Genomic DNA, 26043 nt, shown 5'->3' with positions numbered 1-26043 from the left:
AAAAGCGAAGTGTGAGCAGCAGAAATCGTTAAAGCAAATGTGAATGGAAGTGAAATAGCGGGCAGAAAAAAGCCGGGACACGCCCGGCTTTCTCACTTACTGATTGGCGCTAGCGCGTTTCAGTTCAGTTTGACTGTCATCCTGCGTCATGCGGTTCAGCAATGGCGCGGTGATCAACATCAGCAGGGCAATCACGCCGGTAGCAATACCAATCTGCTGGAACACATGGCTGTAAACTGCCAGCGAAGTATGCGGATCGGTCACATCACTCGGCACTGCCATCAGGTTGGCGACTTTACCCGCAATCATTGCTGCACCTGCGGTGGTCAGGAACCAGGAACCCATGATGAAGCCCATCAGACGCTGTGGTACCAACTGTGCGACCATCGCCAGGCCCAGACCGGAAATCATCAGCTCACCGATGCTCTGCAGCGCATAGCTGAGGATCAGCCAGTTCACCGAGACGATACCGGCTTCGTTGGCAAATTTGGCACCAAACGGCAGCACCAGAAAGGCCGCTGAACACAGCACCATACCGAAGGCGAATTTGTGTGGCATCGGCATTTTATCGCCGAGCTTGTTATACACCGCCGCCAGAATCGGGCTTGCCAGCATAATCCAGAACGGGTTCAGCGCCTGGAACTGCTCTGGCTCAAAGGTGATGCCGAGAATGGCATGCTCAACGTTGCGGATAGCGAAGAAGTTGAGTGAGGTCGGCATCTGCATATAGAGCACGAAGAACACAATCGCTTCTACCATCAGCAGGAAGGCCACGATCATCTTACGACGGGCGGCACCTTTCAACGCGAAAGCTTCTTTGGCGAAGATCACCACGATACCCGCGGCGATGACGCCCAGCGTCATGCGTGCGATGCTCTGGTGATGCAGCAACCAGGCCGCCAGCGCAATCAGCGCTACCACGCCAACCAGCGTCATCAGCAGTTTACCCATCTGCAGCGGGGCAAAATCCGGCTTGGAGCCGTAGTTTTTCACCACGCGCTGGAAGAACAGGAAGTTCAGCAGCGTAATTACCAGACCGACAACCGACAGCGAGAACGCTGCGCCCCAGCCATACTTCGCGGCCAGCCACGGCGTCAGCATCATCGAGAACAGCGAACCGATGTTGATCGACATGTAGAACATGGTGAAGGCACCGTCGAGGCGCGCGTCATCTTTCTCATAGCAGGTCGACAGCAGGGAAGAAGGGTTAGCTTTAAACAAGCCGCTACCAACGGCGATGGTCGCCATACCGATATACACCATTGAGGTGTCATGACCGGAGAAGGCAATCAGCGCATAACCCAGCGCCAGTACCATCACGCCGAGTACGATAACGCGTTTGGTACCCAGCACTTTATCGCCGAGCCAGCCGCCGATGGCGACCAAACCATAAACCAGCGCGCTAAACGAGGTGAACAGCGTAATGGAGTCCGCTTCGGACATGCCCAGCTGTTTAACCAGGTAAACCGCCATGATGGCTTGCAGACCGTAGTAACCAAAACGTTCCCACAGTTCGATGGAGAAGATCAGATAAAACGCTTTCGGTTGCTTAAAAGCGTTGAGGCTTGGCGCCCCGTCAGTGTGTTTGTTTGCAGTTGACACGTGTACCTCAGTTTTAACATAGCCTGTTTTGCGACAGGAATTAAGTCTGCGTCGGGCTGGGTAATCCCGCGCAACATTGTTATTAGAAAGGAAAAACGGCGACTAATTTGGCTGAATCAGTCCAACAGGGCAAGCATTTTCTACACGCTGAAATACTTGCAATAGGTAGGGTTAATGCCGTTATACAAAGTTGTAAATCAGTGTTAAATCTCGCTGCGTGGCATTATATCAGGATAAACAGGTGAAATGCAGATCTGGAAGATCATTTTCCTGATATAAACTGCTCAGAGAGACATTGTTGGAATATAACGCTAAAGTTCATAAATTATACAGGGATTATTATTGCTGTTGTGCAGAATATAAGCACAACAGCTTGATTGGTGAGCGTAATAAGCAGTCAAAAGATTCCAGATCGCTAATTAGTTGATCCTGCGCACAAAACCGTGAATTAATTAGCAGGCTAAAAGAAGAAAACGTTTGCGCAGCATACATCTGACGAATTTTAGCGCGATTGGATACATTATTTGCCAGATAAACAGGCCGCCATAAGCGCAATGCGTGGAAACGAAAGGCGCAAAAATCGGCAATTAAGGCGTTTAGACAGCGCGTTAACTTTGCTGTAACCACCTTTTTTCCCTGAAAGGACGTAGTCATGATGAAGTCGATTCGTGTTGCCCTGATTGGCGATTACCGTGCTGATGCCGTTGCGCATCAAGCCATTCCTCCCGCCGTACAACTCGCTGCAAACACTCTTTCCCTTAACGTTAGCGCCGACTGGATTGCCACTCCCGAGCTCGACCAACATAACCTCGATGATTACCAGGCGATTTGGCTGGTACCGGGCAGTCCTTATCTCAATGACGCGGGCGTGTTTGCCACTCTTCGCTGGGCGCGGGAAAGCGGTAAGCCATTTTTAGGTTCGTGTGGCGGATTCCAGTACGCCATCGTCGAGTACGCGCGCAATGTGCTGGGCTGGGAAGATGCGGCGCATGCGGAAACCGATGCCAGCGGTCGCTGGGTGATTGCGCCGCTGGCGTGTTCACTGGTGGAACAGCGCGGAAGCGTCACCTTCCAGCCGGGTTCACGTATTGCAAAGGCTTACGGCGCATTGCAGGGCGATGAGGGTTACCACTGCAACTTTGGCGTCAACCCTGAGTTCAGCGAAGCGCTAGCGACACAGAATCTGCAGATCACTTCCTGGGATTTGGACGGCGACGTGCGCGGCATTGAATTGACCGATCACCCGTTCTTTGTGGCTACCTTGTTCCAGTCCGAACGTGCAGCGTTACAAAACCAGCTTTCGCCGCTGGTAGTCGCGTGGCTGCAGGCAGCCGCAGTTTAAATACGTAGGGTCGCCATTCATGGCGACCTCTATCAGCTGATCTGCAACAACGGCTTACAATCCCGCCCCGATTGGTGATAGCACTGAATAGCATCCCGCCAGTTCGCCAGCGGAAAAATCACCACTTCGCCACACTCACTGGCACGTAACAGCGGCCAGATCTCACGGAATAACGTTTGCCAATCCTGATGCGCTAAATCCTCCAGCGTATGCCGCACGTGGAACCAGTGCAGCGCCGGACGTGGCGCATTAACCCGCACCGGCTTGCCACTCAGCACGCCATAAGCAATGAATTCAGCGTCGGGAGATAATGATTGCAAAATCAACTGGCCGATTTCGCCGCCCACGGCATCAAATACCAGATCGCACTGCTGCGCGGCAGCAGCAATTTCGGCCCGCTGCGTTTCAGCCAGCGCAACGATGCTCAATTGCTGCAAGCGTGCGCCATGCTGCGGCGCACGATGAATTAGGGTGATATCAATCGCGCCCATCAGCCTTGCCCACTGCGCCAGTAACAGGGCACAAGCGGAACCGCCTGCGGTGATCAACACGCGTTTACCGGCTGGCGACCACTGTTTGAGCATCAGCAACGCCGCCAGTGGATTGATATAGGCGCGTGCCGCCAGCGTGGTGCTGATGTCGGGCGGAACCAGCACCGCAATCAGCGGATCGCAATCGATATAACGTTGCCAGGTGCCAACGCTGCGCAGCGGCAGCACGCGCTGGCCGAGCAAATGGCTAAACGCTGGCGGAGCAGCCATCACCGTGCCGACGCCCTCATAGCCAGCGATGAGCGGCGGCGAGACGCGATGGCGATAGGCGCCGGTAATCGGAATCAGATCGGAAGCATTAATAGGAGCAAACTGCATCGCCACGCGCAGCAGGCCAGCAGCGCAGGGCGCTAAAGCAGAGGATTCGAGCGTAAGTACGCTGGCAGGATCGCCAAACTGCCGATAAGCGAGCGCGAGATTGCTTATCGGCAGCGACTCAGAGTTCGGTTTTGGCGTCGAATTCACACAAATCTTCGATCAGACAGGATCCGCAACGCGGTTTGCGCGCCACGCAGGTATAGCGACCGTGCAGAATCAGCCAGTGATGGCAGTCAACTTTAAACGCAGCCGGCACCACTTTCAGCAGTTTGTCTTCCACTTCTTCTACATTCTTACCCGGCGCGAAGCGGGTGCGATTGCTGACGCGGAAAATATGCGTATCGACAGCAATCGTCGGCCAGCCAAAAGCGGTATTGAGCACCACGTTGGCGGTTTTGCGCCCAACGCCCGGCAGCGCTTCCAGTGCCGCACGATCTTCTGGCACTTCGCCGCCGTGCTGTTCCAGCAGAATGCGGCAGGTCTTGATGACATTCTCCGCCTTGCTGTTAAACAGGCCGATGGTTTTGATGTACTCCTTCACGCCATCCACACCGAGCGCCAGAATGGTTGCTGGCGTATTCGCTACCGGATAGAGCTTCGCGGTGGCTTTGTTGACGCTAACGTCGGTGGCTTGCGCGGAGAGTAACACCGCAATCAGCAGCTCAAATGGCGAGCTGAAGTTAAGTTCTGTGGTTGGATGCGGATTCTCATCACGCAGGCGCGTCAGAATTTGCGCGCGTTTCTCTTTATTCACACCGCTTTCCCGGTTGCGCCTTGCGGCTCGGCTTCAGGCGCCGCCGCACGTGTGGCCGCACGCTGTTTCATCTTCTGATCGATCAGGTATTTCGCCGCCAGCAGCATGCCGAGGCCGATAAAGGCGCCCGGTGGCAGCATCGCCAGCAGCATTGGGGAATCAAAGTGCACCACTTCAATACGCAGCGCTTTGGCCCACGGCCCCAGCAGTTGATCCGCACCGTTGAACAGCGTACCGCTGCCAATCAGCTCACGAATCGAACCCAGCGTCACCATCGCGCAGGTTGCGCCCATACCGATGGCAAAACCATCCAGCGCGGAGAGCGGAATGCTGCTCTTCGAGGCGACCGCTTCGGCGCGACCCACCACGATGCAGTTGGTGACGATCAGCGGGATAAAGATGCCGAGCGACTGATACAAACCATATGCGTAGGCGTTGATCAGCATCTGCACGCAGCTCACCACCGAGGCGATGATCATCACGTAAATCGGGATACGGATTTCAGCCGGCACCCAACGACGTGAAGCAGAAATTGCGCTGTTGGTGATGGTCAGCACCAGCGTGGTCGCCAGGCCTAAGCCGAGGGCATTCGTGGCGGTTGAGGTGACCGCCAGCAGCGGACACAGGCCGAGCAGCTGCACCAGCGCGGAGTTATTTTTCCACAGGCCGCCGACCAGTAAATTCTTGGCTTCACTCATTTGCATCTCCACATTCAGGCAGCGAAGATAACTTCGCTGGCAGTGTTTCAATCAGCAGCGCGGTGCGCTTAGTGGCGTTGACCACCGCACGTGGCGTAATTGTTGCGCCGGTAAATTGGTCGAATTCACCGCCGTCTTTTTTCACCGCAAAATTTTTGTCCTCAGCGCCGTGGATCACTTTGCCATTGAAGCTGTTGATCCAGTCTGAAATACGCAGTTCGATTTTATCGCCAAGGCCCGGCGTTTCATGATGCTCAACCACGCGCACGCCCAGCACTTTGCCGTGGAAATCGGCCCCGACCAACATCTGAATCGCCCCAGAATAGCCGTCTGGCGCGGTGGTCTCAAGCGCCGCCGCCACTGGCTGATCGCCTTTACGCGCTAAATAGAGATGATGCGGTTTACCATTGCCCAGCGCCACCGCATCGGTCACCAGATAACACTCTTGCTGGATGTGATTGTCGTACAGATCGGTCGGCACTACCTGATCTAACAGATTTTTCTGTTGCAGCGCGGTCTGATGCTCCACCGTCGGTTTGGTGACATAGTTAACCACCGCCGTCACGCCGGTGGTGATCACCGCAAACGCCGCCAGCGTCACCGCATTTTTACGAATAGCTTCGATCATCTTCAGTCCTTGCGATGGCCGTAAACGCGCGGCTGGGTGTAGTAATCAATCAGCGGCACACAAATATTGGCCAGCAATACCGCGAAGGCGACGCCGTCTGGATAGCCGCCAAAGCTGCGAATCAGCCACACCAGCAAACCAATCAGCGCACCGTAAATCAGGCGTCCGCGATTGGTGGTAGATGCGGTCACCGGATCGGTGGCAATAAAGAACGCGCCAAGCATGGTGGCACCGGAGAACAGGTGAATCAGCGGTGAGTTAAGCGACTCCGGCGAGAACAGCCAGCCCAGCGTGGCGCAGAACGCCAGCGAGACGAGGAAACTGACCGGAATGTGCCAGCGGATGGCATTTTTCGCCAGCAGCAGCGCGCCGCCCAGCAGATAACCGAGGTTAACCCACTGCCAGCCGAGACCGGCTAACACGCCGCTGTAAATCGGCTGCGCCAGCAACTGATCGGCGGAGTGTCCGGCACGCAGACCGGTTTTAAAGGTATCGAGCGGCGTCGCCTGGCTGACGCCATCAACGCCGAGTTGCAGCTGCTGCATGGTTTCACCGGCCAGCGTGTGGTGGGTGAAGATCATGCTGAGCGAATCCAGCAGGCCAGGTTTGATGGCTTGCAAACTATCGGGCGGCAGCCAGCTGGTCATCTGCACCGGGAAGGAGATCAGCAGCACCACGTAACCCACCATCGCCGGGTTAAACGGGTTTTGCCCCAAACCGCCGTACAGCTGTTTGGCGATGACGATGGCGAAAATGGTACCCAATACCACCAACCACCACGGCGCAAGCGGCGGCAGGCTAATGCCGAGCAGCAACGCGGTGAGCAGGGCGGAGTTATCGGATAACGTCGGCACCAGCGGCGTTTTGCGCAGGCGCAGAATCGCGCCTTCGGTGGCCCACGCGGTGGCGATCGCCAGCAAAACCTGAATTAAAAAACCCACGCCAAAGAAATACCACTGTGCTGCCATGCCCGGCAGCGCGGCCAACACCACCAGCAGCATGATATTGCCGGTGCTGCGGCGGTTGTGGGTATAGGGAGAACTTGCGATACGAAAAGCCATTTAATCCTCAGTCGTCGAAGGCTGCTGCTGCGCTTTACGCGCTTTGGCACGGGCGACCGCAGCGGCAATTGCCGCTTTGCGTGGGTCGGCGGAGTCAGGAGAGGCAGCAGCCTCCACTTCAGGAGATGGTGTTTCAGCCTGCTGCGCGACAGCCGCAGCGGCTTTTTTCGCTTTAGCGCGCGCTATTGCCGCTTCAACGGCGGCTTTGCGCGGATCGACTTCAGCAGCAGGCGCGTCAGCTGGCGGCTCTACTGGCGCAGGTTCAGCAGGTTGTGCGGCAGCGGCGGCTTTCTTCGCTTTCGCGCGGGCAATCGCTGCTTCAACGGCAGCTTTGCGTGGATCGACTTCAGCAGCAGGTGCTTCAGCTGGCGGCTCGGCAGGTGCCGGTTCAGCGGCAGCGGCGGCTTTCTTCGCTTTCGCACGCGCAATCGCCGCTTCAACGGCCGCTTTGCGCGGATCGACTTCAGCCACCGGTTCAGCGGCAGGCGCTACCTCAGCCGCAGGTGCGCCTGCTTTCTTCGCCTTCGCACGCGCAATTGCCGCTTCCACCGCCGCTTTACGCGGATCGCCAGGTTGACGACTAAGTGCCTGAGTTTCAGCTTGCTTCTCGGCCTGCTGCGCTAAGGCTTGCGCGTGACGCGCTTCGCGCTCTGCAGCATCCTGCTCCGGCGTTTTTTCCTGACGCGCTTTCACACGTGCCACGGCAGCGTCCCGTTCACCCTGGTCGCTGCGCGCCACGCGCTGTTTGGCGTTTTCATGACGCGCTTCACGCGCCTGTTTTTCGCGCTCCAGACGTGCCAGACGCGCTTCAAAACGCGCTTTCGCTTCGGCGGTGCGTTTTGCTTCGAGGTCGATGGCGCGCAGTTCCGCCTTCTCCTGGCGATAATATTGCACCAGCGGAATGTTACTTGGGCAAACGTAAGCGCAGGCACCGCACTCAATGCAGTCATCAATATTGTGCGCGCGCGCTTTTTCGTGATCGCCGCCCTGGCTGTACCAGAATAGCTGCTGCGGCAGCAGTTTAGCCGGACAAGCATCAGCGCAGGCGCTGCAGCGGATACAGGATTGTTCTTCCTGGTCGTTGCCCATTTCGCTGGCGGACGGCGCCAGAATACAGTTGGAGATTTTCACCAGCGGCACGTTGAGCGACGGCAAGGTAAAGCCCATCAGCGGACCGCCCATGATCACCATCTGGCGCGATCCCGGCGTAAAACCGGCATGCTGCAGCAGGTGGCTCACCGGCGTACCGAGACGGCCCCAGACGTTGCGCGGGCGCGCCAGCGCTTCGCCGGTCAGCGTCACTACGCGTTCAGTGATTGGTTCGCCGTCAACGATGGCGCGTTTTACCGCCCACGCGGTTCCGACGTTCTGCATCAACACACCGATATCGGTGGAGCGTCCGCCGTGTGGCACTTCGAGACCGGTAAGAATCTGCGTCAGCTGCTTCGCGCCGCCAGAAGGATACTTGGTCGGTATGACGCGAATCTGCAATTCACGATCGCCACCCAATGCCTGCTTCAGCGCAGCAATGGCTTCAGGTTTATTATCTTCAACGCCGATCAGCACGCGTTCCGCCTGCAACACCCACGCCAGAATGCGGCAGCCTTCCAGCACTTCGGCGGCACAATCCTGCATTAAACGGTCATCGGCGGTGATGTAAGGCTCGCACTCGGCGGCGTTGATGATCAGGGTTTTGACACCGCGCAGGCCGCCGCGCAGTTTGGTGGCGGTTGGGAAGCCCGCGCCGCCTAAACCGGCAATGCCGGCATCGTGAATGCGCTTAACGGCCTCTTCACGCGACAGGGCGCGGTAATCGGGCTGCGGATCGAGTGTCGTCCAGCGATCTTCGCCGTCGGCACGCAGGAAAATGCACAGCTCCGACAGGCCAGAAGGGTGCGCCGTCATGTGTGGCGCAATCTCTTCGATAGTGCCGGAGGTCGGGGCGTGGACCGGCAGCATGCGTCCGCCGCCAAAGGTCAGCGGCTGACCGCGCAGCACTTTGTCGCCGGGCGCGACGCAAATTTCGCCTTCATGGCCGATATGCTGTTTTAACGGAATGATAAAGCGCTCAGGCAGCGGTAACTGACTCAGCGGCGTGCCGTTGGACTGTGTTTTCATTTCCGGCGGATGAATGCCGCCCTGAAAATCCCACAGCTTCTCTTTGCGGAACAGGTTAAACAAATTAAGCATGGGTTGTTTCTACCGGGATCACCCGTACAGGAATGGTGTCGAGATTCCACTTCCAGTTGGCCGTGGTGGTGGCAACCGGGCGCATCTCAATGCAGTCGGTCGGGCAAGGCGCAACGCAGAGATCGCAGCCGGTGCAGACATCGCTCAGCACGGTGTGCATGGCGCGCGTGGCACCGACGATGGCGTCAACCGGGCAAGCCTGAATACATTTGGTGCAGCCGATGCAGTTCTCCTCATCGATCCACGCCACGGTACGTATTGGCTCCAGCACTTCTGCGCCGCCGTCGAGCGGTTGCGGTTCAACGTTGAGCAGCGCGGCCAGCTTGAGCATGGTCTGCTCGCCGCCAGGTGCGCACTTATTGATGGCTTCGCCGTTATTACCTACCGCATCGGCATACGGACGACAGCCGGGATAGCCGCACTGCCCACACTGGCTCTGCGGTAAAATCTCATCGATCTGTTCAACAATCGGATCTTCTTCCACCTCGAAGCGACGCGAGGCGTAACCGAGCAGGGCACCGAACACCAGGCCCAATGCAGCAAGTGCGACAATCGCAATCCAAATCGCGGTCATTAGAATTTCACCAGCCCGGTGAAGCCCATAAAGGCCAGCGCCATCAAACCAGCGGTGATCAGCGCAATCGAGTTGCCTTTAAACGGTGCAGGAACATTCGCCAGCACCAGACGCTCGCGCATACCCGCAAACAGCACCATCACCAGCGAGAAGCCGAGTGACGCGCTGAAGCCGTACAGCGCTGCTTGCAGGAAGGTGTGATTCAAATTAACGCTCAAGAGTGGCACGCCCAGTACCGCGCAGTTGGTGGTGATCAGCGGCAAAAAGATTCCCAGCAGGCGATAAAGTGACGGGCTGGTTTTGCGCACCACCATTTCGGTGAACTGCACCACAACAGCAATCACCAGGATGTAGGCGAGGGTACGCAGATAAACCAGATCGAGCGGCACCAGAATCAGGTGGTTTACCAGCCAGGCGCAGATCGCCGCCAGCGTGATCACGAAAGTGGTGGCAAGTCCCATGCCGATGGCCGTTTCCAGTTTTTTTGACACGCCCATAAAGGGACAAAGGCCGAGGAATTTGACCAACACGAAGTTGTTCACCAGCACTGTGCCAATAAAGAGAAGTAAGTAATCGGTCATTTTTTAACCTGGGAAGCCGAAAGGCGTCTATTATCCGGAATTGAGAGGTGCATCTCAACCTTCACCGGGTTTGTGTGGTCGTTGAGAGCACTCAGAATTAAATTGCTGACGAAACTCACATCATTATGGCTGGATAAACGTCTGTTTTACACGTTGAGAGCGTTTGAAATAGGGCACAAACACCGCCGCAGCCAACAGCGACAGCAGCAACGTCTGAATCGCCTTGCCGTCGGCAACGGGCGTGAAGGCAAAGGTTTTTAACGCCAGCAAAATCGTCATCAACAGCCACAGAATGTAGTGGCGCGGTAAGCGACGCGAACGTTTACAGAAAATCCAGCACACCCACATGCTGTAAAGCCAAACCACTGCGGCGGTGAGCAGTGAGATCGACCATTGCGTGAGCAAAATGCCGCCGTGTGAAAACAGCGTAGTACGCAATTCGGGATTGAACAGCGGGCTCAAATACATCGCCACCACCAGCGCGCTGGTCAGCATGGTCATGATCAGCCACGCCAGCGGCAGCAATAACCAGCCAGCGATACGCGGCGGGAACACCTGTTCGGTCATCGGGAAGATCCTGTTTGCAGAGAAGAGGGCGATGCAGAGCGTATCATGTCCAAACGGGGCACGCCCGACCTGGACAACGCAAGAGCGCAGATAAAGAGGGGATAAATCAATTAGATCACGTAACGCCAGACGGTTTTAGGCACGCGGCCCATGTCGAACAGACGTCCGCCAGAGACCAGTTCAGCACGTCGATGGTCGGCAGCGCGATACATATTGATGATCTCATTATCATCAGTCAGCGAATAATTAAGATGGTCGTAGAGTTTTTCCAGACTATCGAGATTATTCACTTTGCGGAATTTCAGCAGGTAATCTAACGCAGTCATGATTGCCATTTAAATATAAAGTACTCGGAAGTGCCCAAGTATAGGGAGCACGCAGCGAGAGTCCATACGCGACTTGTAAAAAAATACAAAATTCAGACAACATGCGCTAATTCGCTCATGAAACGACACTTTTTTACCTTTTAAACGTTTTAAACGCGTATTTGAAAAGCGATTTAAGGCAAATTCAGGCCGGTAATTAGCGGGTATGTGAGAAAATCTCACACTAATTAATCCATACTGGTTAGCCATTATTTATCCGTCTCTATAATAGTTATTTCCGATCGTGCTGCTGACGAATCCGCTAATTATTCGCGACTGGTCGGTAAATTTATGCACACGCCATGAAACCAGCACTCACAATCTGTGCGAGCAGTCACAAAATCAATAATTGTTTGTCTGGACAGACAATAACCATTCTTTACGTACCTGCTGTAATCGTTTCCAGTAGTGAGAAACATAACCGATTCTGTTTATTACATTTATTTAACCACCTGCGCAATAATAAGCAGGCATTTTGTCCATAACGCCACTCTCCTTCAAGCCTTGCCCGTTCGCGTAACTCCTTTAATTCACTCTGATTTGTGAAGTAAGTCGCGCTTGTTTACGCGCTTTTCAGCCAGGCTTAATTCGCGTTTTGTACCCCTACAACACACTCCCTTCAGAGGAATGAAATTATGTGGAAACGTTTACTCTTGACCGCTATGGTGAGCTCGGCACTGAGTACGTCGGTGTTGGCTGCTGATATGACGGTGGGCTTCTCACAGGTTGGCTCGGAATCTGGCTGGCGTTCAGCAGAAACCAATGTGGCAAAAAGTGAAGCGCAAAAGCGCGGCATCACACTGAAAATCGCCGATGGCCAACAGAAACAAGAGAACCAAATCAAAGCGGTGCGCTCGTTCATTGCGCAGGGCGTTGATGCCATCTTCATTGCGCCGGTGGTGCAAACGGGATGGGAGCCGGTGCTGGAAGAAGCCAAAGACGCCAAGATTCCGGTGTTCTTACTTGATCGCGCCATCGTGGTGAAAGACAAATCGCTGTACATGGCGGTGGTCACTGCTGACAACGTGCTGGAAGGCAAGTTGATTGGTGACTGGCTGGTGAAAACTGTTGCGGACAAAAAATGTAACGTCGTCGAGCTGCAAGGCACCGTTGGCGCCAGCGTAGCGATTGACCGTAAGAAAGGCTTCGCCGAAGCCATCGCAGGACACGACAACATCAAAGTGATTCGCTCGCAGTCCGGTGACTTTACCCGCAGCAAAGGTAAAGAGGTGATGGAGAGTTTCATCAAGGCGGAAAACAACGGCAAGAACATCTGCATGGTTTACGCGCATAACGATGATATGGCGATCGGTGCCATTCAGGCGATCAAAGAAGCCGGCCTCAAACCAGGTAAAGATATCCTGACCGGTTCGATTGACGGCGTGCCCGATATCTACAAAGCGATGCTGGCCGGTGAAGCCAATGCCAACGTAGAGCTGACGCCAAACATGGCCGGCCCGGCATTTGACGCGCTGGAGAAATTCAAGAAAGACGGCACGATGCCGCCGAAAATCATCAAAACAGAATCGAAACTGTATCTGCCGGACTCAGCGCAGGCACAGCTCGATACCAAAAAAGGCATGGGTTACTGATCCCCGCAACCGCCCTTCGGGGCGGTTTTTGATGACGTAAGGCGAGGTAGAACCCGATGAGCACCTCCGATGAAACCACACTGCTGACCATCAGCGGCGTCAGCAAAGGCTTTCCCGGCGTGAAGGCGCTGGATAATGTTTCGTTCAGCATCCGCAAGGGCGAGATCATGGCGCTGCTGGGCGAAAACGGCGCGGGCAAATCTACGCTGATTAAAGTCCTGACCGGCGTTTACACCCGCGATGCCGGCACCGTAACCCTGAATGGCAAGGCGATTACGCCGCACAATACTGCTGATGCGCAGGAGATGGGCATTGGCACCGTTTATCAGGAAGTGAATCTGCTGCCGAATATGTCGGTGGCGGATAATTTGTATATTGGCCGCGAGCCGCGTCGCTTTGGCATGATCGATCGCAAGCGCATGGTGCGCGATGCTGATGCGCTGATGCGCAATTACGGTTTCGTGCTCGACGTGACGCGTCCGCTGGGCCATTACTCGGTGGCGATGCAGCAGATCATTGCGATTTGCCGCGCGGTCGATCTCTCCGCGCAGGTGTTGATCCTCGATGAACCGACCGCCAGCCTCGATGCCAACGAAGTCGAAATGCTGTTTACCCTGATGGCGCAGCTGAAAGCCAAAGGGATGAGCCTGATTTTTGTGACCCACTTTCTCGACCAGGTTTACCGCATTACCGATCGCATCACCGTGCTGCGAAACGGCCAGTTTATTGCCACGCGCGATACCGCCACGCTGCCGCAGATTGAACTGATTAAGCTGATGCTGGGGCGCGAGCTGCTGGAAACCGCTTTGCAGCGTCAGGGCAGCACGCTGCGCAGCAATCAGCCGGTGGTGTCGTTTGAAGATTACGGCAAGAAGGGCACCATTGAACCGTTCAACCTGCAGGTGCGTCCGGGGGAAGTGGTAGGTCTGGCCGGTTTGCTCGGTTCCGGTCGTACCGAAACCGCCGAAGTGCTGTTTGGTATCCGCCGCGCCGATCGCGGGACTGCAACTATCAAGGGCAAAGTGCAGAACATCCGCACGCCCGCGAAGGCCTCGCGCCTTGGTATGGGGTTCTGTCCGGAAGATCGTAAAACCGACGGCATCATTGGTGGCGCATCGGTACGCGAAAATATCATTCTGGCATTGCAGGCACAGCGCGGCTGGCTGCGACCGATTAAGCGTCGTGAGCAGCAGGAGATCGCCGAGCGCTTTATCAAGAGCCTTGGCATTCGCACGCCGCATGCCGATCAGCCGGTTGAGCTGTTGTCCGGCGGCAACCAGCAAAAGGTGCTGCTGTCGCGCTGGCTGGTGACCAAACCACAATTCCTGATCCTCGACGAGCCAACGCGCGGCATTGATGTGGGCGCGCACGCCGAGATCATTCGCCTAATTGAAACCCTGTGCGCCGACGGATTGGCGCTGCTGGTTATCTCCTCTGAACTCGAAGAACTGGTGGGCTATGCCGATCGCGTGTTGATTATGCGCGATTTGAAGCAAGTGGCCGAAATCCCACTGGAGCAGCTGTCGGTGGCCGCGATCGTCAACGCCATCGCCGATGGAGGAGCACAACATGCTTGAATCCCCTATGACACATGACAAACCCGAACGGCGTAAGCCGAAGCTGCCGCCCGGCATGCCGCAGATTGTGGCGCTGATTCTGGTGCTGCTGGTGGATAGCCTGGTGGCGAATAACTTTTTTGCCATCCACATTCAGGATGGCCGTTTGTTCGGCAGTCCGATTGATATTCTCAATCGCGCCGCGCCGGTGGCGCTGCTGGCGATCGGCATGACGCTGGTGATTGCCACCGGCGGCATCGATCTGTCGGTGGGCGCGGTGATGGCGATTGCGGGCGCGACGGCGGCGACGCTGACCGTGGCGGGGCACAGTTTGCCGTTCATCATTCTGGTGACGCTCGGTACCGGTCTGGCCTGCGGTTTGTGGAATGGCATTTTGGTGGCGCTACTAAAAATTCAGCCGTTTGTCGCCACCTTGATCTTGATGGTGGCGGGACGCGGCGTGGCGCAGTTGATTACGCAGGGGCAAATCGTCACCTTCAATAGCGATAGCCTGGCGTGGTTTGGTAGCGGTTCGCTGTGGCTGTTGCCAGTGCCGGTATGGATTACGCTGCTGGTGGCGTTAGTGGTGTGGCTGCTGACGCGCAAAACCGCGCTCGGACTGTTTATCGAAGCGGTGGGTATCAACCTGCGCGCGGCGCGCAATGCCGGTGTGAATGGCTGGCTGGTGGTGATGTCGACCTATGTGATTAGCGGCATGTGTGCGGCGGTGGCGGGCATGATCGTCGCGGCAGATATCCGTGGGGCCGATGCCAATAACGCCGGTTTGTGGCTCGAGCTGGATGCGATTCTGGCGGTGGTGATTGGCGGTGCCTCGCTGATGGGCGGACGCTTTAATCTGGTGCTGTCGCTGATTGGCGCGTTGATTATTCAGTCGATGAATACCGGTATTTTGCTGTCCGGCTTCCAGCCTGAACTCAATCAGGTAGTGAAAGCGGTGGTGGTGATGTGCGTGCTGCTGCTGCAGTCGCCACGCTTTATTGCCATGTTGAAACGGAGACGCCCGAAATGATTAAACGTCATCTGCCCTTGATGATCACGCTGCTGGTGTTTGTGGCGGGTTATCTGTTTTGCCTGAGTCAATTTCCCGGCTTCGCCTCAACGCGCGTGATCTGCAATATCCTTACCGATAATGCCTTCCTCGGCATTATTGCGGTGGGAATGACGTTCGTGATTTTGTCCGGCGGGATTGATCTGTCGGTGGGCGCGGTGATCGCCTTTAGCGGCGTGTTCCTCGCGCGGGTGATTGGCGATTATCATCTCGATCCGCTTCTGGCGTTTGCGCTGGTGCTGGCGATGGGCGCACTGTTTGGCGCGATGATGGGCTGGTTGATCGATGCGCTGAAAATCCCGGCATTTATCATTACGTTGGCGGGGATGTTTTTCCTGCGCGGCTGTAGCTATCTGGTGTCGGAGAATTCGATTCCTATCGATCATCCGCTCTATACCACGCTGTCGAGCCTGGCGTGGAAGATCCCCGGCGGCGGGCGTTTGAGCTTGCTGGCGCTGATTATGCTGGTGGTGGTGCTCGGCGGCATTATTCTGGCGCACCGCACGCGTTTTGGTAATCAGGTGTATGCGATTGGCGGCAGTCTGACTTCGGCGCAGCTGATGGGCGTGTCTACGCGCGCGACCACCATTAAGATTTATATGTTGTCAACCACGCTGGCGACGCTGGCGGGCATTGTGTTCTCGATTTATACCTCGGCGGGCTATGCGCTGGCGGGATTGGGCGTGGAGCTGGACGCGATTGCTTCAGTGGTGATTGGCGGGACGTTGTTGTCCGGCGGCGTCGGCACGGTATTAGGCACGCTGTTCGGCGTGTTGATTCAGGGATTGATTCAGACCTGGATTAACTTCGACGGTACCTTGAGTTCATGGTGGACAAAAATCGCCATCGGCATTCTGCTGTTCGCCTTTATTGCGCTGCAACGCCTGTTAACGGTTATGTGGGATCGCCAGCAGAACGCACCTGTCAAAAGATTAACCTCGTAGTTTTGTAGGGTGGCCATTTATGGCCACCTGGTTTGCTGGATGACTGCTGGATCTGCGCCAGGGCCAGAAAAGGCCAGCCCGATCGCAAAGAAACCCTGCATCCCTGCAGATCGGCCTCGCCATCCATGGCTCGGACGCTTTGCTCTTCGGGCTGGCCTTTCCTGTCCCCCGTGGATAATTTCATCGCTGTTTCACACTAGGTGCGCATGAATGCGCACCCTACGAAGATGTAGGGTCGCCATTTATGGCGACCACCGTTACCGCCGCCAACAAAAAGGCCGCGAATCATCGCGGCCTTGTTCATTCCAGATCACATCAACGCGCCAGGCGGTAGTACGCCTCATTCCAGCGCAGGGCATCTTTAAATGCCGGTAAGCGCGTCTCCTCATCAATCACCAGCACTTCAATGCCGTTCAGTTCGCCGTACAGATACATATCATCCAAATCCAGTGCCTGGCTGAACACCGTGTGGTGCGCGCCGCCGGCCAGAATCCAGGCTTCGGAGGCCGTTGCCAGCGACGGCTGGGCACGCCACAAAGCACGCGCCACCGGCAGTTTTGGCAGCGGTTTGGGCTGTTCGATGGCATCCACCACATTCACCAGCAAGCGGAAACGATCGCCCATGTCGATGACGCTGGCATTCACCGCGCGTCCGGCTGGCGTGGAGAAGATCATGCGCGCTGGATCGGCTTTGTCGCCAATGCCGAGGAACTGCACATCAATCAGCGGCTTCTCCTCTTTGGCGATGGACGGACACACTTCCAGCATGTGCGAACCCAGCACCAAATCGTTGCCCGGTGAGAAGTGATAAGTGTAATCCTCCATAAAGGAAGTGCCGCCTGCACGCGTGCCCGCTTGTACCTTGAGGATGTGCAGCAGCGCGGCGGTTTTCCAGTCGCCTTCTCCGGCGAAGCCGTAGCCCTGGCCCATCAAGCGCTGCACCGCCAAACCGGGCAGTTGCGTCATGCCGTGCAAGGTCTGGAAGTTGGTGGTGAAGGCTTTGCAGCCTTCAGCTTCGAGGAAACGCTTCAGACCCAGCTCGATGCGTGCCGCATCCAGGACGTTTTGACGCTTTTCGCCGTTAACCGCTGCTACATCGGTAAAGCGATACTGGCTTTCATATTCATCAATCAACGCGTTGACATCACCATCGCTGACGCTGTTGACCACTTCGACCAGATCGCCCACGCCCCAGCCATTCACGGAGTAACCAAACTGAATCTGTGCCGCAACTTTATCGCCTTCAGTTACCGCCACTTCGCGCATGTTGTCGCCGAAGCGCGCCACTTTCAGCTGCTGACTGGCCTGTTTTGCCAGCGCGGCATTGATCCAGCGTCCGATGCGCTGCTGGCTGGCTTTATCCTGCCAGTGACCCGTCACCACGCTGTGCTGCAAACCCATGCGCGCGCCGATGAAGCCGAACTCGCGGCCGCCGTGCGCGGTTTGGTTGAGGTTCATAAAGTCCATATCCATGCTGTCCCACGGAATCTCCGCGTTGAACTGGGTATGGAATTGCAGCAGCGGCTTATTGAGGATGCTCAGGCCACCAATCCACATCTTGGCTGGCGAGAAGGTGTGCAGCCAGGTAATGATGCCGACGCACTGATTGTCGTGGTTGGCAGCGCGGCACAAGGCCAGCGCTTCGTCCGGCGATTTCACCAGCGGCTTCAGCACCAGCGACACCGGCAAAGTGCCAGCTTGATTCAAGCCTTCCATCACCTGGCGAGCGTGCTGTTCCACCTGACGCAAGGTTTCCGCGCCGTAAAGGTGCTGCGTACCAATTACAAACCACACCTGTTGTGCGTTGTGCTGTTCCATTAAATCTCTCCTTTACTGAGCGGATGCGGTGCGCGCGGCATACTGCGGTTCAGCGGCCTGGCACCAGTTTTGATAACGTTGATAAAGTTGCTGATAAACCACCACGCGCTCGGCGTTGGGTTGCAGCGTGACATCAATCGGACTGGCCATAACTTGCTGGGCGGCAGGCACATCGGCATACACGCCCGCAGCGACGGCGGCAAAAATGGCGGCGCCGAGTGCGCAGCATTCGTCAGAGGCGACGATATCCAGCGGACGGTTCATTACGTCGCAGCACGCCTGCATGATGGCGGGGGATTTGCGGGCGATGCCGCCGAGCGTCAGGATGCTTTGCACCGGAATTTGCTGCTGTTCGAAACACTCCATAATGGCGCGTGCGCCAAACGCGGTCGCGGCGATCAGGCCACCAAACAGTGCGGGCGCATCGGTGCCAAGGTTGAGATCGGTGATCACGCCTTTTAAGCGCTGATTAGCATCCGGCGTGCGGCGGCCGTTGAACCAGTCGAGCACCACCGGCAGATGATCGAGCTGCGGATTGGCCGCCCAGGCTTCGGTGAGGTTGCGGATCAGATCTTTTTGCAGCGCGGCTAACTGCGGTTGCAGCTCCGGATGCTGCTGCGACGCCTGCTGCAATGGCCAGCCGAGCAAGCGGCTGAACCAGGCATAAATATCGCCAAACGCCGACTGACCGGCTTCGCAGCCAATCGCGCCCGGCACCACGCTGCCATCCACCTGGCCGCAGATGCCTTTGATGGCGCGGTCGCCAACGGTGTCGCTGTCGGCAATCAGAATGTCGCAGGTTGAGGTGCCAATCACTTTCACCAGCGTATAAGGCTGCGCACCGGCACCGACCGCGCCCATGTGGCAGTCAAACGCACCGCCCGAAAGTATCACCTTTTCCGATAAACCGAGGCGCTGCGCCCATTCGCTGCTGAGCGTGCCAACCGGCACATCGGCGGTCCAGGTTTCTTCGAACAGGGGAGAATCAAGCTGCTCGACCAGCAGAGGATCGAGCGCGCGGAAGAAGTCAGCCGGCGGCAAGCCTTGCCACTCCGGATGCCACAGTGATTTGTGCCCGGCGGCACAGCGTCCACGACGCAATTGCGCGGGTGCGGTGGTGCCGCTGAGCAACGCGGGCACCCAATCGCACAGTTCCACCCAAGACACTGCCGCGTCACGTACCGCAGCATCTGCGCGTGACACGTGCAGTATCTTGGCCCAGAACCACTCCGACGAATACACGCCGCCAATATAGCGGGTGTAATCGTCGAAACGACCGCTTCGACACAGCTGATTGATCTCTTCGGCTTCTTCAATCGCGGTGTGATCTTTCCACAGCACAAACATCGCGTTGGGGTTATTGGCGAATTCCGGGCGCAGCGCCAACACGTTGCCATCACGATCGATGGGCGCGGGCGTCGAGCCGGTAGAATCCACGCCAATCCCGACCACTGTGGCGCGCTGTTCAGGCGTTAAGGCGTTAACCACGGTGACAATCGCCTGTTCTAACGCATCAATATAGTCCTGCGGATGGTGACGAAAGCGGTTGGCGTGCGCGTCGCAGAATTCGCCGTTGGCCCAGCGTGCATAGTTGACCACCGCTTTTTCCAGCTCTTTGCCACTGTGACAGTCCACGGCCAGCGCACGCACCGAGTCACTGCCGAAATCCAGCCCAATTGTTATGGTGCCAGCACCCATTGGGATTCTCCTGTGTGAGTTATCTGGCTCTATCCTGGAATGGGGCGGCAGAAGCGGTTAGTCATCAGTCGCTGAGAATATGCACTTTTCTGCCATCGGCGAGGATGTGTGATCCACTGCAAAAGTTAATGACCGGTTAAATTTGCTGAATATATGGAGGATTTTGTCATCGTTTTGAGATGTGATACCGCTCTACATTTTTCATCCCCATTCCCGCTACAACTAGCCCAGCGTTTGCGCAGCCTTTGTACAACCTTTGTGCTAACGCGCTGATTTTTAGCTGTACCCCACAGAATTATTTGATTGGTAGCGTTTACACCGATTGGTTAATAACAGCCTAAAACAACATTGTGCCGGAGAGCATCATGCATAAATTCACTAAAACGCTGGCGGCGGTTGGTCTCGCTGCGGTTATGTCACAATCCGCTATCGCCGAGACCATGAAACTCGGTTTCCTTGTCAAACAACCGGAAGAGCCCTGGTTCCAGACCGAATGGAAATTCGCGGATAAAGCCGGCAAGGATCTCGGTTTCGAAGTGATCAAAATTGCGGTGCCTGACGGCGAGAAAACCCTCAACGCTATCGATAGCCTGGCCGCCAGCGGCGCGAAAGGCTTCGTTATCTGTACGCCGGACCCCAAACTCGGCTCGGCGATTGTCGCCAAAGCGCGCGGTTACGGCTTGAAAGTGATCGCCGTCGATGACCAGTTCGTCACCGCCAAAGGCAAGCCGATGGATACCGTGCCATTAGTGATGATGGCCGCGACCAAGATCGGCGAGCGTCAGGGACAAGAACTGTATAAAGAGATGCAGAAACGCGGCTGGGATGTGAAAGAGACCGGCGTGATGGCCATCACCGCCAACGAGCTCGACACCGCCCGCCGTCGCACCAGCGGTTCGATGGACGCGCTGAAAGCTGCCGGTTTCCCGGAGAAGCAGATTTATCAGGTACCAACCAAATCCAACGATATTCCTGGCGCGTTTGACGCCGGTAACTCGCTGCTGGTGCAGCATCCGGGAGTTAAACACTGGCTGATTCTCGGCATGAACGATAACACCGTGCTGGGCGGCGTACGCGCCACCGAAGGTCAGGGCTTCAAGGCGCCAGATGTGATCGGTATCGGCATCAACGGTGTTGATGCGGTAAGTGAGCTGTCGAAAGGTTCCGCTACCGGCTTCTACGGTTCTCTGCTGCCAAGCCCGGACGTGCACGGTTATAAGAGCAGCCAGATGCTCTACAACTGGGTAACCAAAGATCAGGAGCCGCCGAAGTTCACCGAAGTCACCGATGTGGTGCTGATTACCCGCGATAACTTCAAAGCCGAGCTGGATAAGAAAGGGCTGAAGTAAGGATTAGCGCTTTTGGAAGGTCGCCATAAATGGCGACCCTACGATGCGGTTTTGTAGGGTGCGCATTAATGCGCAGGGCCAATGACTTAGGAGTTTCCATGAACACTGATCAAGCCTTTCTGTCGTTTCATGGCATCAGCAAAACCTTTCCTGGCGTGAAAGCGCTGCAGGATATCTCATTCAGCTGCCGCGCCGGAGAAGTGCACGCGCTGATGGGGGAAAACGGTGCCGGTAAATCGACGCTGTTGAAAATCCTCAGCGGCAGCTATCAGCCGAGCGGCGGCGAGATTCGTATTAAAGGCCAGTCGAAGAGTTTCAACACCACCGTGGATGCGCTGGACGCTGGCGTGGCGATCATTTACCAGGAACTGCACTTGGTGCCGGAAATGAGCGTGGCGGAGAACATCTATCTCGGCCAGCTGCCGCACAAGCGCGGTTTGGTGAATCGCAAACTGCTGCGCTATGAAGCCGGTTTGCAATTGCAAAATCTCGGCATGGATATCGATCCGGATATGCCGCTGAAATATCTGTCGCTCGGCCAGTGGCAGATGGTGGAGATTGCCAAAGCACTGGCGCGTAACGCGCGCATTATCGCCTTTGATGAACCGACCAGCTCGCTGTCGGCGCGCGAGATTGATCACTTGTTCCGCGTCATCCGTCAGCTGCGCGAGCAGGGCCGCACCGTGCTGTATGTCTCGCACCGCATGGAGGAGATTTTTGCGCTCAGCGACGCTATCACCGTGTTTAAAGATGGTCGCTACGTGCGCACCTTCACCGACATGAAAAACACCCATCACGACGATCTGGTGCAGGCGATGGTGGGACGTAATCTGGGGGATATTTATGGTTACGCGCCGCGTGAACTTGGTCCCGTGCGTCTGCAGCTGGACGCGGTGGAGGCGAAGGGCGTGCGCACGCCGATTTCGCTGTCGGTGCGTGCCGGTGAAATCGTGGGCCTTTTTGGTCTGGTTGGCGCGGGACGCAGCGAACTGATGAAAGGGCTGTTCGGTGCCACCAAACTGCGCGGCGGCACCGTGACGCTGGATGGCAAAAAGCTCAACATCCGCCAGCCGATCGACGCTATCCGCGCCGGCATCATGCTGTGCCCGGAAGATCGCAAATCTGAGGGCATCATTCCAGTGCATTCGGTGCGCGATAACATCAACATCAGCGCGCGTCGCCACAATCTTACCGCCGGTTGTCTGATCAAACCGAGCTGGGAGGCGAAAAACGCCGATATCCACATTCGTTCACTCAACATCAAAACGCCGGGTCCGCAGCAGCTGATCATGAACCTTTCGGGCGGCAACCAACAGAAGGCAATTCTGGGCCGCTGGTTGTCGGAAGAGATGAACGTGATTCTGCTTGATGAGCCAACGCGCGGCATTGACGTCGGTGCCAAACACGAAATCTACAACCTGATTTATGCCCTGGCGAAAAAAGGCATTGCGGTGCTGTTTGCCTCCAGCGACTTGCCGGAAGTGATGGGATTAGCCGATCGCATTCTGGTGATGCGTGAAGGTGAAATTGCCGGTGAACTGTCCCACGACACGGCCACAGAGCAGCTGACGCTGAGCCTGGCGATGCCGAAAACCACTCAAGCGGCCGCCGTGGCCTGATGTAAAGGAGAGCAATAATGGCTTCATCTACCACTTCCAACACGCCACCGGTGCAGCGCAACGGGCTGCAACTTGGGCGGATTTGGGACAACTTCGGCATGCTGGTGGTGTTCGCACTGCTGTTTATCGTTTGTGCCATTTTCGTGCCGAATTTTGGCTCCATCATTAATATGAAAGGGCTCGGTCTGGCGATGTCGATGTCCGGCATGGTGGCGTGCGGCATGCTGTTCTGCCTCGCCTCCGGCGACTTTGACCTTTCTGTGGCGTCGGTGATCGCCTGCGCCGGTGTGGTCACCGCAGTGGTGATCAACATGACCGAAAGTCTATGGATTGGCGTCGCGGCCGGTTTACTGCTCGGCATGGCCACCGGCTTTATTAACGGCTTTGTTATAGCGCGGCTAAAAATCAACGCCCTGATCACCACGCTGGCCACCATGCAGATTGTGCGCGGCCTGGCTTACATCTTCTCCGACGGCAAAGCGGTGGGCATCGAAGACGAGCGCTTCTTTACCCTCGGTTACGCCAACTGGCTTGGCGTGCCGGCGCCAATCTGGCTGACCATTGCCACCATGGTGCTGTTCGGCTTCCTGCTGAACAAAACTACCTTTGGTCGCAATACGCTGGCGATTGGCGGCAACGAAGAAGCCGCACGTCTGGCCGGTGTGCCGGTGGTGCGTACGCGCATCATCATCTTCATCTTGTCGGGTTTAGTGTCGGCGGCGGCGGGCATCATTCTGGCGTCGCGCATGACCAGCGGCCAGCCAATGACGTCGCTCGGTTACGAGCTGATTGTGATTTCGGCTTGCGTGCTGGGCGGCGTATCGCTGAAAGGCGGCATCGGCAAAATTTCGTACGTGGTAGCGGGCGTGCTGATTCTCGGCACGGTTGAGAATGCGATGAATTTATTGAATATCTCGCCATTCTCACAGTATGTGGTGCGCGGTTTGATACTGTTAGCGGCGGTGATTTTTGACCGCTACAAACAGAAAAGTAAAGCAGCCTGATAACCAAGGCTGAGCGTGCCGGATAGCGGGCGCGCTCAGCGCATTTCACGCGATAAGTGAGGCCACTATGTACCATCGTGAACCCCCGAGTGAGCAGCAGAATCCCTTATTGCCGGGCTATGCGTTCAATGCCTGGCTGGTGGCAGGATTGACGCCGATTAACGCCAATGACGCGCTCGATTTCTTTATCGATCGTCCGCACGGCATGAAAGGCTACATCCTTAATCTGACCATTAAAGGTCAGGGCCGCGTGTTTGATGGTGAATCCGCCTTCGACTGCGAGCCTGGCGATTTGCTGCTGTTTCAACCGAAAACCCCGCACTATTACGGACGCGCACCCGATAGCCCGTGCTGGTTCCATCGCTGGGTCTATTTCCGTCCGCGCGCCTACTGGACTGATTGGTTGCAGTGGCAGGATGAAAGTCAGGGCGTGGGGCGTTTGCGTCTGTCAGAAGCGCAGCGTGCCGAGTTTGATCGCCTGTTCGCCAGCATCGAGCAAACCCACAACTCCGGACGTCGCTTCGCTGAAGAGCTGGCGATGAACCTGCTCGAGCGCCTGCTGCTGCGTGCGGTGGAAGAGGACCCGCGCAGCCATCAACAGATTCGCGATCCACGCGTGATTGAAGCTTGCCAGTACGTCACCAATCATCTGGCGGGTGAAGTGAAGATTGAAGAAGTGGCGCGCCACGTTTGCCTGTCGCCGTCACGGCTGGCGCATCTGTTCCGCGAGCAAATGGGTATTAATCTGCTGCGCTGGCGTGAAGATCAGCGCGTGATACGCGCCAAACTGCTGCTACAAACCACTCAGGAACCGATTGCTTCTGTTGGCCGCGAAGTGGGCTACGACGACCAGCTCTATTTCTCGCGCGTGTTCCGCAAACGCGTTGGCGTTAGCCCCAGCGACTTCCGCCGCCGCAGCCAGGATGCACAGGACGCTTTGGTGGCTCACGAGAGCTGGCAATCCGCACGGAGTGCTATTTCCTGAGTTTTCAGGTGATTCCGCCTTGTTCTTATAGACCGATTCGTCTTAAATCAGTCTGGTAACGAACAAGAGGAATGAGAATGAGCGATAAATTACGTGTCGGCCTAATCGGCTACGGTTTTGCCAGCAAAACCTTTCATGCACCCTTGATCGCCGGTACGCCGGATGTTGAGCTGGCGGCGATCTCGAGCAGCGATGCCAGCAAAGTGCATGCTGACTGGCCGTCAGTGCAGGTGGTTTCCGATCCACAGGCGCTGCTGGACGACCCGACACTGCAACTGATTGTTATTCCGACCCCGAATGACACCCATTTTCCCTTAGCTAAAGCCGCACTTAACGCCGGTAAACACGTGGTGGTCGATAAGCCATTTACCGTGACGTTGTCACAGGCGCGTGAACTGGATGCGCTGGCGAAAGCCAAAGGTCTGCTGCTGTCGGTGTTCCATAACCGCCGCTGGGACAGCGATTTCCTGACGCTGAAATCCTTGCTGAACGACGGCACGTTGGGCGAAGTGCGTTACTTCGAATCCCACTTTGACCGTTTCCGCCCTGAAGTGCGTCAGCGCTGGCGTGAAATGAAAGGCGCGGGCAGCGGCATTTGGTTCGATCTTGGACCACACGTGCTGGACCAAGCGCTGCAGCTGTTTGGCACGCCGGTCGCCATCAATGTCGATATGGCAGAGCTGCGTCCAGGCGCACAAACCACCGATTACTTCCATGCCGTGTTGACCTATCCAACGCGCCGCGTGGTGCTGCACGCCAGCATGCTGGTGGCGGCGGAATCAGCACGCTTTGTGGTGCACGGCACGCGCGGCAGCTACGTGAAATACGGCCTCGATCCTCAGGAAGATCGTCTGAAAGCGGGTGAACGTCCGCCGCAGGAAGATTGGGGCTACGACATGCGCAACGGTACGCTGACGCTGGCGGAAGGCGATGTGATGGTGGAGAAAGAGCTGCTGACCTTGCCAGGCAACTATCCGGCGTACTACGCAGGTATTCGTGATGCGATTGCGGGCACAGGTGCAAATCCGGTGCAGGCAGAAGAGGCGATTCAGGTTATGGAGTTGATCGAGCTGGGCTTGCAGTCCGCCGAGAAGCGCCAGACTATGTCGTTGCGTTAATCCGCTTTACTCCCTCTCCCTTTGGGAGAGGGCCGGGGTGAGGGGAAAACACTCCGTGCG

The 26043-nt window shown here is 56.5% G+C and carries 23 protein-coding genes; 10 read left to right on the top strand and 13 right to left on the bottom strand.

Features of this window, described 5'->3' with window-relative positions:
• Window positions 1–96: 96 nt before the first annotated feature.
• Entirely contained in the window at window positions 97–1602 is a 1506-nt protein-coding gene (dtpA, locus tag BM323_RS00800; RefSeq protein WP_008110266.1) for a dipeptide/tripeptide permease DtpA, read from the bottom strand.
• A 652-nt stretch (window positions 1603–2254) separates the two neighbouring features.
• On the opposite strand from dtpA, the gene BM323_RS00795 reads away from it, so the two are divergent.
• Window positions 2255–2944 (top strand): CTP synthase C-terminal region-related (seleno)protein, encoded by a 690-nt coding sequence (locus BM323_RS00795; RefSeq protein WP_008110264.1) that lies wholly within the window; start codon window positions 2255–2257, stop codon window positions 2942–2944.
• Window positions 2945–2976: 32 nt separating this feature from the next.
• Here BM323_RS00795 and BM323_RS00790 read toward each other — a convergent pair whose 3' ends face one another.
• The 10 genes from BM323_RS00790 to ydgT all read right to left on the bottom strand — a co-directional run bounded on the left by BM323_RS00790 (window position 2977) and on the right by ydgT (window position 11192).
• Complete coding sequence (locus BM323_RS00790) at window positions 2977–3960, bottom strand: zinc-dependent alcohol dehydrogenase family protein (RefSeq protein ID WP_349775165.1); 984 nt, start codon at window positions 3958–3960, stop codon at window positions 2977–2979.
• On the bottom strand, window positions 3932–4567 hold the full coding sequence (gene nth, locus BM323_RS00785) for an endonuclease III (RefSeq protein WP_008110262.1): 636 nt from the start codon (window positions 4565–4567) through the stop codon (window positions 3932–3934). Before nth ends, BM323_RS00790 begins: the two co-directional genes overlap by 29 nt.
• On the bottom strand, window positions 4564–5265 hold the full coding sequence (locus BM323_RS00780; protein WP_008110261.1) for an electron transport complex subunit E: 702 nt from the start codon (window positions 5263–5265) through the stop codon (window positions 4564–4566). The genes nth and BM323_RS00780 overlap by 4 nt, the downstream gene beginning before the upstream one ends.
• On the bottom strand, window positions 5258–5893 hold the full coding sequence (rsxG, locus tag BM323_RS00775) for an electron transport complex subunit RsxG (protein ID WP_091003171.1): 636 nt from the start codon (window positions 5891–5893) through the stop codon (window positions 5258–5260). Before rsxG ends, BM323_RS00780 begins: the two co-directional genes overlap by 8 nt.
• A gap of 2 nt (window positions 5894–5895) precedes the next feature.
• Window positions 5896–6954: an electron transport complex subunit RsxD gene (gene rsxD, locus BM323_RS00770; RefSeq protein ID WP_008110259.1), complete on the bottom strand. Its 1059-nt coding sequence runs from the start codon at window positions 6952–6954 to the stop codon at window positions 5896–5898.
• Window positions 6955–9144, bottom strand: coding sequence for an electron transport complex subunit RsxC (gene rsxC / locus BM323_RS00765; RefSeq protein ID WP_008110258.1), 2190 nt, complete (start codon window positions 9142–9144; stop codon window positions 6955–6957). It lies immediately after the preceding gene.
• Window positions 9137–9718: an electron transport complex subunit RsxB gene (gene rsxB / locus BM323_RS00760; RefSeq protein WP_008110257.1), complete on the bottom strand. Its 582-nt coding sequence runs from the start codon at window positions 9716–9718 to the stop codon at window positions 9137–9139. The genes rsxC and rsxB overlap by 8 nt, the downstream gene beginning before the upstream one ends.
• On the bottom strand, window positions 9718–10299 hold the full coding sequence (gene rsxA / locus BM323_RS00755; RefSeq protein ID WP_008110256.1) for an electron transport complex subunit RsxA: 582 nt from the start codon (window positions 10297–10299) through the stop codon (window positions 9718–9720). The genes rsxB and rsxA overlap by 1 nt, the downstream gene beginning before the upstream one ends.
• A 123-nt stretch (window positions 10300–10422) precedes the next feature.
• Entirely contained in the window at window positions 10423–10866 is a 444-nt protein-coding gene (locus tag BM323_RS00750) for a DUF2569 domain-containing protein (RefSeq protein ID WP_008110253.1), read from the bottom strand.
• A gap of 110 nt (window positions 10867–10976) precedes the next feature.
• Entirely contained in the window at window positions 10977–11192 is a 216-nt protein-coding gene (gene ydgT, locus BM323_RS00745; RefSeq protein WP_036650139.1) for a transcription modulator YdgT, read from the bottom strand.
• Window positions 11193–11866: 674 nt separating this feature from the next.
• On the opposite strand from ydgT, the gene ytfQ reads away from it, so the two are divergent.
• The 4 genes from ytfQ to yjfF are packed head-to-tail and all read left to right on the top strand — an operon-like array spanning window position 11867 to window position 16392.
• On the top strand, window positions 11867–12823 hold the full coding sequence (gene ytfQ / locus BM323_RS00740; RefSeq protein WP_008110249.1) for a galactofuranose ABC transporter, galactofuranose-binding protein YtfQ: 957 nt from the start codon (window positions 11867–11869) through the stop codon (window positions 12821–12823).
• Window positions 12824–12879: 56 nt separating this feature from the next.
• On the top strand, window positions 12880–14400 hold the full coding sequence (locus BM323_RS00735; protein ID WP_008110248.1) for a sugar ABC transporter ATP-binding protein: 1521 nt from the start codon (window positions 12880–12882) through the stop codon (window positions 14398–14400).
• The gene (gene ytfT / locus BM323_RS00730) at window positions 14393–15409 is read left to right on the top strand and encodes a galactofuranose ABC transporter, ATP-binding protein YtfT (RefSeq protein WP_008110246.1); all 1017 of its coding nucleotides are present in this window, start codon (window positions 14393–14395) and stop codon (window positions 15407–15409) included. The genes BM323_RS00735 and ytfT overlap by 8 nt, the downstream gene beginning before the upstream one ends.
• The gene (yjfF, locus tag BM323_RS00725; RefSeq protein ID WP_008110244.1) at window positions 15406–16392 is read left to right on the top strand and encodes a galactofuranose ABC transporter, permease protein YjfF; all 987 of its coding nucleotides are present in this window, start codon (window positions 15406–15408) and stop codon (window positions 16390–16392) included. The genes ytfT and yjfF overlap by 4 nt, the downstream gene beginning before the upstream one ends.
• A gap of 315 nt (window positions 16393–16707) precedes the next feature.
• Here yjfF and araA read toward each other — a convergent pair whose 3' ends face one another.
• Window positions 16708–18210: an L-arabinose isomerase gene (gene araA / locus BM323_RS00720; RefSeq protein ID WP_008110242.1), complete on the bottom strand. Its 1503-nt coding sequence runs from the start codon at window positions 18208–18210 to the stop codon at window positions 16708–16710.
• Window positions 18211–18222: 12 nt separating this feature from the next.
• Window positions 18223–19908 carry a ribulokinase gene (locus tag BM323_RS00715; protein ID WP_008110240.1) on the bottom strand — a complete coding sequence of 562 codons (1686 nt, stop codon included), beginning with the start codon at window positions 19906–19908 and terminating at the stop codon, window positions 18223–18225.
• A 365-nt stretch (window positions 19909–20273) separates the two neighbouring features.
• Between BM323_RS00715 and BM323_RS00710 the strand changes: the two genes are divergently transcribed.
• The 5 genes from BM323_RS00710 to BM323_RS00690 all read left to right on the top strand — a co-directional run bounded on the left by BM323_RS00710 (window position 20274) and on the right by BM323_RS00690 (window position 25983).
• A complete protein-coding gene (locus BM323_RS00710; protein ID WP_008110238.1) occupies window positions 20274–21257 on the top strand; it encodes an arabinose ABC transporter substrate-binding protein in 984 nt (327 codons plus the stop codon).
• A gap of 98 nt (window positions 21258–21355) precedes the next feature.
• A complete protein-coding gene (gene araG, locus BM323_RS00705) occupies window positions 21356–22876 on the top strand; it encodes an L-arabinose ABC transporter ATP-binding protein AraG (RefSeq protein WP_008110236.1) in 1521 nt (506 codons plus the stop codon).
• A 17-nt stretch (window positions 22877–22893) separates the two neighbouring features.
• Window positions 22894–23880, top strand: coding sequence for an L-arabinose ABC transporter permease AraH (gene araH, locus BM323_RS00700; RefSeq protein WP_008110235.1), 987 nt, complete (start codon window positions 22894–22896; stop codon window positions 23878–23880).
• A gap of 67 nt (window positions 23881–23947) precedes the next feature.
• Window positions 23948–24865, top strand: a complete 918-nt coding sequence (gene araC / locus BM323_RS00695) for an arabinose operon transcriptional regulator AraC (RefSeq protein WP_008110234.1) — start codon at window positions 23948–23950, stop codon at window positions 24863–24865.
• 77 nt (window positions 24866–24942) lie between these two features.
• Window positions 24943–25983: an oxidoreductase gene (locus tag BM323_RS00690; RefSeq protein ID WP_008110233.1), complete on the top strand. Its 1041-nt coding sequence runs from the start codon at window positions 24943–24945 to the stop codon at window positions 25981–25983.
• The last annotated feature ends 60 nt before the right edge of the window (window positions 25984–26043 follow it).

This window comes from Pantoea sp. YR525, assembly GCF_900116775.1.
In the GTDB taxonomy this organism is placed as follows: Bacteria; Pseudomonadota; Gammaproteobacteria; order Enterobacterales; family Enterobacteriaceae; genus Pantoea; species Pantoea symbiotica.
This window is presented reverse-complemented; position numbering and strand designations above follow the sequence as displayed.